The following is an 11,667-nucleotide window of genomic DNA, read 5'->3' on the forward strand; positions in this document are numbered from 1 at the left end:
GAGTGACTGCGGGTATTGCGATCCCCTTTTCCTGTGCTGCTTTAACTACTGCCATACCCAGCGGATGCTGCGAGCCTTTTTCCACTGCGGCTGTTACACGCAAAAGAGATGTTTCCCCACCCGGATTGAGACTGATAATCCCTGTCACCGTAGGCGAACCTTCCGTGAGCGTGCCTGTTTTGTCGACAACCAGCGTGTCCACTTTTTCAAGACGCTCAAGGGCTTCGGCATTCCTGATTAACACCCCGGCCTGGGCTCCTTTGCCCACCCCCACCATTATCGACATCGGCGTGGCCAGCCCCAGCGCGCAGGGACAGGCAATAATCAGGACCGACACAGCCGCAATGAGACCGTGCGCCATCCTGGGCTCGGGCCCCCAGACAGACCAGATCACGAAAGCAACAACCGCGATAAGTATCACCAGAGGAACAAACCAGCCTGAAACGCTGTCAGCCATTCTCTGGATGGGGGCACGCGAACGCTGTGCATCAGCGACCATCTGAACAATTCGTGAGAGCATTGTTTCATCACCGACTTTCTCTGCACGGATGATGAGACTCCCTGTCTGATTAATGGTCCCCCCGATGACAGGGTCACCCTCCGTTTTGGTAACCGGCATAGATTCCCCGGTCACCATCGATTCATCAACGGTTGTTTTGCCTTCGATCACAATACCGTCGACCGGAATACTCTCTCCTGGTCTGATGCGGAGCTTATCGCCAGGCAGAACATCTTCCGCATTAATATCCGTTTCATGACCGTCATGATCCAGCCGCCTGGCGGTTTTGGGGGCAAGATTCAGTAGTGCAGTAATGGCACCTGAGGTTTGTTCCCGTGCCCGCAGCTCAAGAACCTGTCCCAGCAGAACAAGCACCGTAATAACTGCTGCGGCTTCAAAATAAACGGCCACCAGGCCATCCATGTTTCTGAACGATGCAGGAAACCAGGAGGGGAAGACGGTTGCAATGACGCTGTACACCCAGGCTACGCCGGTGCCCATTGCAACAAGGGTAAACATATTCAGGGAGCGGTTACGTAACGACATTCCGGCCCGGGCGAAGAATGGCCAGCCACACCACAACACGACAGGAGAGGCCAGAAGCAGCTGCAGCCATGTGTTGTGCTGTGGCGGTACTGTATTCCTCAAGGCGGGAAACAGATGAGATCCCATTTCGAGTACCAGAACCGGAAACGCCAGCAACAACCCCAGCCAGAAGCGTCTTGTCATGTCGCGAAGTTCATCACTTGGCCCCGTGGATGCCGTAGCTACGAGCGGCTCCAGTGCCATTCCACAGACAGGACAGCTTCCGGGACCACTGCGGCGTATCTCCGGGTGCATCGGACATGTCCACACACCTTCAGAATTCTCTTTCTCCGCCTGGTGGTGAGGCTGTTTTATCTGATCAGGGCTGACTTCGTGATGATCGTGGTGATGGTGATGGTGATGGGAATGTTCACTGGCATCTTCGGTAAGATAACGATCGGGATGGGCTTTAAATTTACTCTCACAGCTGGCGGAGCAGAAATAAAGTTGATGGTCCTGGTATCGAATGCTGCTGTGCGCCCTGTCGGGCAGGATGTCCATCCCGCACACGGGATCTCTCACCTTATGCAATACGTGGCCCTCGTCCGGGGATAATGTCTGCTCAGAAGCAGTCTGGTTGTTGTGTTGCACTGCATTGTCATTTTTCACAGTAACTCTCCTTATGCATACCGAAGCATCTTCTGTCTTCAGGGTATGTCATGGATGCGATTACCACGAATGCCGCCGGCATAAGAGTGCCTGCTGCCGGCGTCCCGTTATCAGCCGTTCCGCTGACTATTCGATTCGCTGGAAGACTTTTTTACTTCCATCCGGTGAGAATGCGATAACATCGTAAGCCTCTTTTCGGGCTCCCATCTCCATTCCAGGACTTCCTGCTGGCATACCGGGGGTGGCGAGACCGTATATACCTGAACCAGACTGCATTGCCTTATGTATCGTTGTCGCAGGCACATGGCCTTCAATGATCAAATTACCGGCAACCGCGGTATGACAACTTCGCAGTCCTGCAGGAATAGCATGCTTTTCTTTCAGGGCTGACAGCGCCTGATCATTCATGACGTGAGTTCGTACTTCAAACCCGTCTTTTTCCATCGCCTTGCCCCACAGGGAACAACAGCCACAGTTTTCAGATTTGTACATATCAATCACTTTTTCACTCGCCATCGCGGGCAGTGAAAGGCCGAGAGCCAGCGCCATCAGAACCACTTTTTTCATACTCACCTCTGTATATTATCGATTTAAACCCTGACGTCAGGGTGAATCAGTACAGAAGGACACCCACAGGGGGTGCCCTTTCAGGTTCAGGACACGCTTTTTTTATGTCTGCGCAGCCAGATTAATTTGTAGGCGGCAGGAATAATGAACAGGGACAGCAGCGGAGCCGTGATCATCCCACCAATCATGGGTGCCGCGATACGGCTCATGACTTCTGAACCTGCACCGGTTCCCCAGAGTATTGGCAGCAGACCCGCAATGATCACCGCCACGGTCATGGCTTTCGGCCGGACACGCAGTACGGCACCATGATAGAGGGCTTCATCAAGGCCTTCCGGTGTGAACGTCTCTTTACGGGACAATTCCGGGTGCGCTTCAATGGCATGACGCAGATACATCAGCATGACCACGCCAAACTCTGCTGCCACCCCGGCCAGAGCGATAAACCCCGTTCCGGTTGCGACAGACATATGGAAGCCCTGCCAGTACAGGAACCATATCCCGCCAACCAGGGCGAACGGCAGGCTCATCAGGATCAGCAGGGCTTCATCAACCCGGCGGAATGCCAGATACAACAGGATGAAGATGATCATCACCGTCATCGGCACCATCAGCTTCAGTTTCTTGTTGGCATGCTCAAGCAGTTCAAACTGTCCGGAGAATGACACGCTGGTACCCGGTCTCAGTTTCACTTTCTGACTGATCGCCGTTTTAATGTCATTAACCACCGACACCATATCCCTGCCGCGCGCGTCAATGTAAATCCAGCTGGCTGGACGGGCATTTTCCGTTTTCAGCATAGTCGGCCCGGAAACGACCTTAATATCCGCAACATCGCCCAGCGTGATCTGCTGCTTCATCGGGGTCAGGATCGGCATCTGTTTCAGGGCCTGCGGGCTGTTCCGGTAATCCTGCGGATAGCGGATATTAATCGGGTACCGGGCCACGCCTTCAACCGTTTCCCCTACCGTCGCGCCGCCGATGGCTGATGAGATGAACAGCTGCACATCGCCCACCGTCATTCCGTAGCGGGAGGCTTTTTCCCGGTTGATATCCACATCAATGTAGCGCCCGCCTTCCAGTCGCTCTGCGAGAGCAGACACTACGCCGGGTACGGTTTTGGCGACCGCTTCGATACTCTGCGCCGTTGCATCGATATCGGACAGAACCGTTCCGGACACCTTGATACCTATCGGGCTTTTGATCCCGGTTGAGAGCATATCAATACGGTTACGGATTGGCGGCACCCAGAGGTTTGCCAGCCCCGGTAAACGGACGGTCCTGTCGAGTTCTTCAATAATCTTGTCAATCGTCATGCCTGGACGCCACTGATCCTCAGGTTTGAGCTGGATCGTGGTTTCAACCATTTCGAGCGGTGCGGAATCCGTGGCGGTCTCTGCTTTACCGGTCTTGCCAAATACAGAGGCCACTTCAGGAACGCTTTTGATTAACTTGTCCGTCGTCTGCAGGAGCGCTGCAGCTTCAGCCGGAGAGACACCCGGCAGGGTCGACGGCATATACAACAGGTCGCCCTCGTTAATCTTCGGCAGAAACTCACCGCCCACCTGGCTCAGCGGCCAGATAACGGTGAAAATGGACAAGGCCGCAACCAGCAGGGTTGTTTTTGGCCAGTGGAGAACCCGCAACAGCAATGGATGATACGCTTTGATCAGTACCCGGTTCAGGGGGTTACTGGTCTCTGCAGGAATTTTCCCCCGGATCCAGAATCCCATCAGAATCGGAATGACGATGATGGCCAGCGCGGCCGCGCCCGCCATGGAGTACGTTTTCGTGAATGCCAGCGGGCCAAACAGACGTCCTTCCTGACCTTCCAGGGTAAAGATAGGAATAAAGGACAGGGTGATGATCAGCAGGCTGATAAACAGTGCGGGTCCCACTTCAACGGAGGCATCGGTAATCACCTTCCAGCGGGTGGCGTTGTCAATCTGCTCACCAGGATGCTGATGATCCCACTCCTCAAGCCGCTTATGCGCATTCTCAATCATCACAATGGCGGCATCCACCATCGCACCGACGGCAATCGCTATCCCTCCCAGCGACATGATATTGGCGTTCAGTCCCTGGAAGTGCATGACGATAAAGGCGATACACAGACCAAGCGGCAGAGAGATAATCGCCACCAGGGCAGAACGTACGTGCCACAGGAACAGGGCACAGACGATGGCCACCACGATAAACTCTTCCAGAAGTTTGGAACTGAGGTTATCAATCGCCCGGTCGATGAGCTGGCTGCGATCGTAGGTGGTCACGATTTCAACGCCTTCCGGCAGGCTGGCCTTCAGCGTCTCAAGTTTATCCCTCACTGCCGTGATAACGTCGCGTGCATTTTTACCCGACCGCAGGATCACCACGCCGCCAGCGACTTCGCCCTGGCCGTTCAGCTCGGCAATACCACGCCGCATTTCAGGCCCGGTCTGCACGCGGGCAACATCCCGCAGATAAACCGGCACGCCGTTCTCGCCTGTTTTCAGGACGATGTTATTAAAATCATCAATGCTCTGAAGATAACCGCTGGCACGGACCATATACTCAGCTTCGGCCATTTCAACGGATGAGCCACCGGCCTCCTGGTTAGACGATTCAAGGGCCTGTTTCACTTCGGGCAGGCTGATACCATACTGAGACAGTTTTACCGGATTGACCTGAATCTGGTACTGTTTCACCACGCCGCCAACCGAAGCGACCTCAGCCACGTTCGGGATGGTTTTCAGCTCAAATTTCAGGAACCAGTCCTGCAGAGAACGCAGTTCTGAAAGGTCGTGTTTTCCGCTGCGATCGACAAGGGCATATTCAAATATCCAGCCCACCCCCGTGGCGTCCGGACCGATTTCAGAACTCACACCGGCGGGCAGTTTTCCCTGTACCTGGTTCAGGTACTCCAGCACGCGGGAACGGGCCCAGTACAGATCGGTGCCGTCTTCAAAAATGACATACACATACGAATCACCGAACTGTGAAAAACCACGCACGGTTTTTGCGCCAGGCACGGACAGCATGGTGGTGGTAAGTGGATAGGTGACCTGGTTTTCTACAATCTGCGGGGCCTGGCCGGGATAGCTGGTTTTGATAATGACCTGCACATCTGACAGGTCAGGCAAGGCATCGACAGGCGTGTTAATAATCGTCCATGTGCCCCAGATGCTGAGAAACAGGGCCCCCATCATGACCAGGAAACGGTTGGCGACAGAGCGCCGGATAATCCATTCAATCATCGTCGTCTCCTCAGTGCCCTGAATGCATATTTACAGGCTGGTCAGACATTGCTGGCATACTGCTTTCTGTTTTTTCAGGGTGGCGCATACGTTCCAGTGCGCCCGTAATATTGGCTTCAGAGTCAATGAGGAACAGGCCACTGACCACCACGGTATCGCCTTCATTCAGGCCGGAGCCGATGCCGGACTGTTGCTGTGACTCATGCAGAACGTGGATCTGTTTCGGCACAAACTTGCCTTCATCATCAACAGTAATCACGCGCTGTTCTTTGCCGGTATCGATAACGGCCTGGCTTGGTATCAGCAGCATCTCCTGGCTTCTGGTATTCAGTTTCAGATAGGCATTCATGCCCGGCTTGAGAAACTCATCCTTATTAGAAACCTGGAGACGGACCTGAAGCGTACGGGTTGTCTGATCCACGCTGGGAAGAATATTCCATTTTTCGACATGGAATGTTTTATCCGGATAAGCCGGTACCGAAATTTCAAACTGCGACGTATCTTTCAGCAGATAGGCGATAGATTCTGGCACTGCAGCGCTGATCCAGACCGGGTCCATTCCCTGAATCTGAGCCACCACCTTATCTTTCGAAATATTCATGCCGGTGCGCAGGTCAAATGCAGTAATGACACCATCAATAGGTGCTTTAATGGTAAAACGGGTCTGAATGCTCCGGGTAGAACGCAGTCTCTGAATATCCTCTTCCGGCATACCTGCCAGGCGAAGCCGTTCCAGAACGCCTTTAATTTGCGTGGAAGTACCACCGGTGCTGGATAACAGAAGGAATTCACTCTGTGCTTCCACCCAGTCCGGAATGGTAATATCGATAAGTGGCGTCCCCTTCTTCACATGATCGCCAATCGTCATGGGGTAGACTTTTTCGACAAACCCGTCAGAACGCGCCTGCACAATAACAAACTGATACTCGTTATAGCTGACATTAGCCGGGATTGTCTGAGAATAATTCAGCATTCCTCGCGTGACTTTTTGCGTTTTTAATCCCAGATTCTGAACCTGGGTTGGGTCGATACGGATCCCGCCACTGCTTTTATCGCCACTGTCATCAGCATATTTTGGCACCAGGTCCATATCCATAAAGGGCGATTTTCCGGGTTTATCAAATTTGGTATCCGGTTTCATTGGGTCATACCAGAAAAGCACCTTTCGTTCCGGTGCCTTTTGTTCTGTTTTTTCTGTCTTTTGTGCTGAGTTTACATACTGCCAGGCAGTAACCGATATCAGCCCCCCTGCTATGAGGCTGCTGATAATTATTGCAGCATATTTTATCTTTAAAGAAGCCATACAATTTTCCGCTAAAAAATCAAAACACCTGGCATATGCGCCTGACGGTTAACTCACACATATACCTATGTGAATGTACAGGCGCACAGGATGTAATCGCTCCGGACAGCCAATCAGGACTGCGTCACGTTAATGCTTTTAAGTAAAGAAATATTACCCTGCTGAATAAACGAGAAATCGACATGGTTGCCGGTTTTCAGGGCATTGATAGCGTCGTCTGCATTAACAAAAGTGAAGCGCATGGTCATTGCAGGCCAGCCCACCGCAGGGATTGCTTCGTGCGAAATGGTGATCTTTTTACTATTTATATCAATTTCTTTAACGACACCGGTGCCCTTGATAACCTGCTGTACCGAAGCATCACTGGCAGTATTCATATCGCCATGCTGATGTGTTTCAGCATGAAGACCGGCAGAAAACATGACAGAGAAGGCACCAAATAAAACGGCTTTAAGTGAATTACGCATTTTAAATTTCCTGATTAATGAAATAAATTTACTCTACCCAACCGCCACCCAGTGCGGTAAACAGATTAATTTCGTTAACCTGCCGGGAATAGGTAAGATCGAGAATGGTTTGCTGCGTAGCGAAGAGGGAACGTTCTGCATCCAGCACTTCGATGTAACTGACAGCACCACTTGCATACAATCCTCTGGCTCGCTGGAGAGTTATCTGAAGTGAATCAAGATAACGCTGCTGTGACTCAAGTTGCTGGCTAAGGCTGTCGCGCAGCGCAAGCGTGTCGGAAACATCCTTAAAGGCTGACTGAATTTTTTGTTCGTAATTAACCACCGACTGTTGCTGGCGAATTTCAGCCAGCTTCAGATTGGCTTTATTCCTGCCAGCATTAAATATAGGAATTTCAATTTTAGGGATAAAATTCCACATTCCACTTCCTGACGTAAACAGGCTGGACAGCTCCGTACTGCTTGCGGAAAGGCCACTGGTCAGGGTAATGGACGGGAAAAAGGCCGCCCGCGCTGCGCCAATATTCGCATCAGCCGCTTTCAGCTGGTATTCCGCCTCCATAATATCCGGTCGCTGCAGCAAAATTTGTGACGACAGGTTTGATGGCAGTTTAACTGGCGCGATCTCACCGCCTTTCATCCCTTTTTCTGGCGGCAGTGCACGGTACGTTCCCAGCACCAGTTGCAGGGCATTGTTTGCCTGAGCCAGATCGCCTTCTCGTTTGGCTATCTCAGCGCGGGTACTTTCGATTTGTCCCCTGGCCTGTTCAAGCGCCAGCACATTCGTACTCCCGGTCACGAGCTGTTGCTCAACGAAAGCATAGGACTGTTCGTAATTTTTCAGCGTTTCCCGCGCGATACGGAGTTGTTCATACGCCAGTTGCTGGCTGAAATAGCTTTGTGAAACGCTGGAGACCAGCAGGATATGTACAGCCCGACGGGCTTCTTCGCTGGCAAAGTAGTTCTGGCGATCAGCGTCACTCATGTTCTTGAGCTTGCCGAAAAAATCGAGCTCATAGCGGAGTTCCAGACCCGCGTCGTACTTCTGTGTGGTCGGCTTGTCGCCTTTCAGACCACCGCTGTAGGTGATCCTGGATGAGGCATTCAGCTGGGGATAACGATCTGCATCCGTGACGTTGAACTGGGCCCGGGCCTCTTCAACCTTCAGGGCAGCCATTCTCAAATTACGGTTATTAGCAAGGGCTTCCCCGATCAGCCGGGTAACCTGGGGATCGACAAAAAAGTTACGCCAGCCCGTATCCTGATAACCATTCACTGCTGGCGTCAGGCTGTTTCGGGACAGTGAAAACTGCTGGGGTACCGGTGCTGCCGGGCGCTGATATTCAGGTGCCAGAGAGACACAACCAGCCAGGATGAATATCGTGCTGATGCTGAGTAATTTTAATTTGAACATAACGCTTCTCGTCCAGGCAGACCTGGTAAATGGTTCAAATGAAGTTCAGAGTATTACCAGGGTTACTTTACAGAATGCACTCTGTTTGTCGGGTGACAGAATAATGACAATGTTGTCATTTTTACGGTAATTCGTTGATTACGATCGTGTGCGCAATAGAATGACATTAGCAGCCAGACGGGGAGCAAGATGAAAATATTGATCGTCGAAGACGAAATTAAAACAGGTGAATATCTCAGCAAAGGGCTTACAGAGGCAGGGTTCGTAGTGGATCACGCTGATAATGGTCTTACCGGATATCATCTCGCCATGACAGCCGAGTATGATTTAGTCATTCTGGACATCATGCTGCCTGATGTGAACGGCTGGGATATCATCCGCATGCTGCGCACTGCCGGAAAGGGTATGCCGGTCTTACTACTGACGGCCCTCGGCACGATCGAACACAGGGTCAAAGGACTGGAACTGGGTGCGGACGATTATCTGGTTAAACCCTTTGCGTTTGCCGAACTGCTCGCCCGGGTAAGGACCCTACTGAGGCGGGGAAACACGCTGATCACGGAAAGTCAGTTTAAGGTGGCTGACCTCTCGGTTGATCTCGTCTCCAGAAAAGTCAGTCGCGCCGGAAACCGCATTGTGCTCACCAGTAAAGAGTTCAGCCTGCTGGAATTTTTCATTCGCCATCAGGGTGAAGTGCTACCCCGCTCCCTGATTGCCTCTCAGGTCTGGGACATGAATTTTGACAGCGACACTAACGCGATTGATGTCGCCGTAAAGCGACTCCGCGCTAAAATAGACAACGATTACGGGACAAAGCTGATCCAGACTGTCCGGGGCGTGGGCTATATGCTGGAGGCCCCGGATGCATAGCAAACCTTCCAGGCGCCCTTTCTCACTCGCCCTGCGGCTGACCTTTTTTATCAGCCTGTCCACGATACTGGCTTTTATCGCCTTCACCTGGTTTATGCTGCATTCTGTTGAAAATCATTTTGCCGAGCAGGATGTCAGCGATCTTCAACAAATCAGCACTACCCTGAACCGTATACTGCAGTCCCCGGTGGATCCGGATGAAAAAAAAGTAAGCAAAATAAAGGAGTCGATTGCCAGCTACCGCAACGTTGCCCTTTTGCTCCTCAATCCCAGGGGGGAAGTGCTCTTTAGTTCAGCGCAGGGGGCGGCACTACACCCGGCCGTGAATTCCGCAGATTTTAGCGAGCACAGCCGCGCACGGGATGTCTTTCTCTGGACGGTGGAGGATCCTGCGAGACCGATGGATACCGGGTCTGAAATGAAGATGGAAACATACCGGATTATCGCCTCCTCTGGCCAGGCGATATTTCAGGGCAAACAGCAGAATTATGTCATGCTGACTGGCCTCTCCATTAATTTCCATCTCCATTACCTCGATGCGCTGAAAAAAAATCTGATTGCGATCGCCGTCGTGATAAGCCTGCTGATTGTTCTGATCATTCGCATCGCTGTCCGTCAGGGGCACCTGCCCCTTCGTAATGTCAGCAATGCCATTAAAAACATCACCTCCGAGAATCTTGATGCGCGGCTGGAACCGACACGCGTTCCCATTGAGCTGGAGCAACTGGTTATCTCGTTCAATCATATGATTGGAAAGATTGAGGACGTCTTTACCCGCCAGGCCAATTTCTCTGCCGATATCGCGCATGAGATCAGAACGCCCATCACCAATCTGGTGACGCAGACTGAAATCGCACTGAGTCAGGATCGAACCCAGAAGGAACTTGAGGATGTCCTCTACTCCAGTCTTGAAGAGTATAACCGGATGACCAAAATGGTCAGCGACATGCTGTTTCTGGCACAGGCGGACAATAACCAGCTTATACCTGACAGGGTCCGTTTTGACCTCAGAGCAGAAGTCATGAAAGTCTTCGAGTTTTTCGAAGCCTGGGCCGAAGAACGCAATATCACGCTCAAATTTAACGGGATGCCCTGCCTGGTTGAGGGAGATCCACAAATGTTCAGAAGAGCGATCAATAATCTGTTATCCAATGCCCTGCGTTATACCCCGGAGGGACAGGCCATCACCGTCTCAATAAGAAAGCAGGAGAGCTTTTTTGACCTTGTGATTGAAAATCCAGGGAAACCGATCCCTGAAGAACATTTATCAAGGCTGTTTGACCGTTTTTATCGGGTGGATCCATCCAGACAACGAAAAGGAGAAGGCAGCGGCATCGGCCTTGCGATTGTGAAGTCAATCGTGGAAGCACATCACGGAAGAGTGCAGGTGGAATCAGACGTACGCTCCACGCGTTTTATCTTATCCGTGCCCAGACTGGAGAAAATGATCCCGGAAACCCAATGCTGAAAATAAAGATGTAAATGACAAAGATGTCATTAGCCTGTCATGCAGCAAACAGAAGCCATTCGATATAATTAGTGCAACTTATCAGGAAGGCTGGATTGCTTCATCAATACCCGGCGTCAGAGTACGCCAGGAAATGAATATCCAGCCCTCTTCCGGAGAAATAAACGCTGCCGAACTTGTTTCAGTTATGGAACTGAAAACATCGGTTGTACTTCCCCGGACATCACTAATTCAGAAATGGAGAGTTATCATGAAAAATATCGTATTAGCATCTTTGCTGGGCTTTGGTTTAATTTCATCGGCCTGGGCCACTGAAACCGTGAATATCCATGATCGCGTCAACAATGCACAGGCTCCTGCTCACCAGATGCAGTCTGCTGCGGCTCCTGTCGGGATCCAGGGGACTGCTCCTCGTATGACCGGTATGGACCAGCATGAACAGGCCATTATTGCTCATGAAACCATGACGAACGGCTCGGCGGATGCGCACCAGAAAATGGTGGAAAGTCATCAGAAGATGATGGGAAATAACACGGTATCCACGACCGTCCCGTCAACGTCTTACGCGGCGATGAATGAGCATGAAAGAGCAGCGGTTGCCCATGAATTCATGAATAACGGGCGGTAATGACTCCAACTTATTGATAGTGTT

9 protein-coding genes are annotated in these 11,667 nt (G+C 51.7%); 3 read left to right on the forward strand and 6 right to left on the reverse strand.

Translation table 11 applies throughout. From position 1 onward, the window contains the following. The 6 genes from FDW88_RS18320 to silC form a co-directional block, all read right to left on the reverse strand. Nucleotides 1-1,693: heavy metal translocating P-type ATPase (locus FDW88_RS18320; protein ID WP_137363099.1), on the reverse strand; the 1,693-nt coding region annotated here is incomplete at its 3' end. Between the two features lie 126 nt (nucleotides 1,694-1,819). Next, nucleotides 1,820-2,260 carry a DUF411 domain-containing protein gene (locus tag FDW88_RS18325; protein WP_000758228.1) on the reverse strand — a complete coding sequence of 147 codons (441 nt, stop codon included), beginning with the start codon at nucleotides 2,258-2,260 and terminating at the stop codon, nucleotides 1,820-1,822. Nucleotides 2,261-2,346: 86 nt separating this feature from the next. Then, nucleotides 2,347-5,493 carry a Cu(+)/Ag(+) efflux RND transporter permease subunit SilA gene (gene silA, locus FDW88_RS18330; RefSeq protein WP_000574029.1) on the reverse strand — a complete coding sequence of 1,049 codons (3,147 nt, stop codon included), beginning with the start codon at nucleotides 5,491-5,493 and terminating at the stop codon, nucleotides 2,347-2,349. 10 nt (nucleotides 5,494-5,503) lie between these two features. Next, on the reverse strand, nucleotides 5,504-6,796 hold the full coding sequence (silB, locus tag FDW88_RS18335) for a Cu(+)/Ag(+) efflux RND transporter periplasmic adaptor subunit SilB (protein WP_000157620.1): 1,293 nt from the start codon (nucleotides 6,794-6,796) through the stop codon (nucleotides 5,504-5,506). 113 nt (nucleotides 6,797-6,909) lie between these two features. Beyond that, nucleotides 6,910-7,263, reverse strand: coding sequence for a cation efflux system protein CusF (gene cusF / locus FDW88_RS18340; RefSeq protein ID WP_008786772.1), 354 nt, complete (start codon nucleotides 7,261-7,263; stop codon nucleotides 6,910-6,912). A gap of 28 nt (nucleotides 7,264-7,291) precedes the next feature. Next, complete coding sequence (gene silC, locus FDW88_RS18345; protein ID WP_137363100.1) at nucleotides 7,292-8,677, reverse strand: Cu(+)/Ag(+) efflux RND transporter outer membrane channel SilC; 1,386 nt, start codon at nucleotides 8,675-8,677, stop codon at nucleotides 7,292-7,294. Between the two features lie 189 nt (nucleotides 8,678-8,866). On the opposite strand from silC, the gene silR reads away from it, so the two are divergent. The 3 genes from silR (at nucleotide 8,867) to FDW88_RS18365 (ending at nucleotide 11,643) form a co-directional block, all read left to right on the forward strand. Next, the gene (gene silR / locus FDW88_RS18355) at nucleotides 8,867-9,547 is read left to right on the forward strand and encodes a copper/silver response regulator transcription factor SilR (protein ID WP_137363101.1); all 681 of its coding nucleotides are present in this window, start codon (nucleotides 8,867-8,869) and stop codon (nucleotides 9,545-9,547) included. Further along, complete coding sequence (gene silS / locus FDW88_RS18360) at nucleotides 9,540-11,015, forward strand: copper/silver sensor histidine kinase SilS (protein ID WP_032433718.1); 1,476 nt, start codon at nucleotides 9,540-9,542, stop codon at nucleotides 11,013-11,015. The genes silR and silS overlap by 8 nt, the downstream gene beginning before the upstream one ends. Before the next feature lie 250 nt (nucleotides 11,016-11,265). After that, entirely contained in the window at nucleotides 11,266-11,643 is a 378-nt protein-coding gene (locus FDW88_RS18365; RefSeq protein ID WP_137363102.1) for a copper-binding protein, read from the forward strand. Nucleotides 11,644-11,667: the final 24 nt, after the last annotated feature.

This window comes from Citrobacter sp. wls829, from assembly GCF_005280825.1.
GTDB lineage: Bacteria > Pseudomonadota > Gammaproteobacteria > Enterobacterales > Enterobacteriaceae > Citrobacter > Citrobacter gillenii.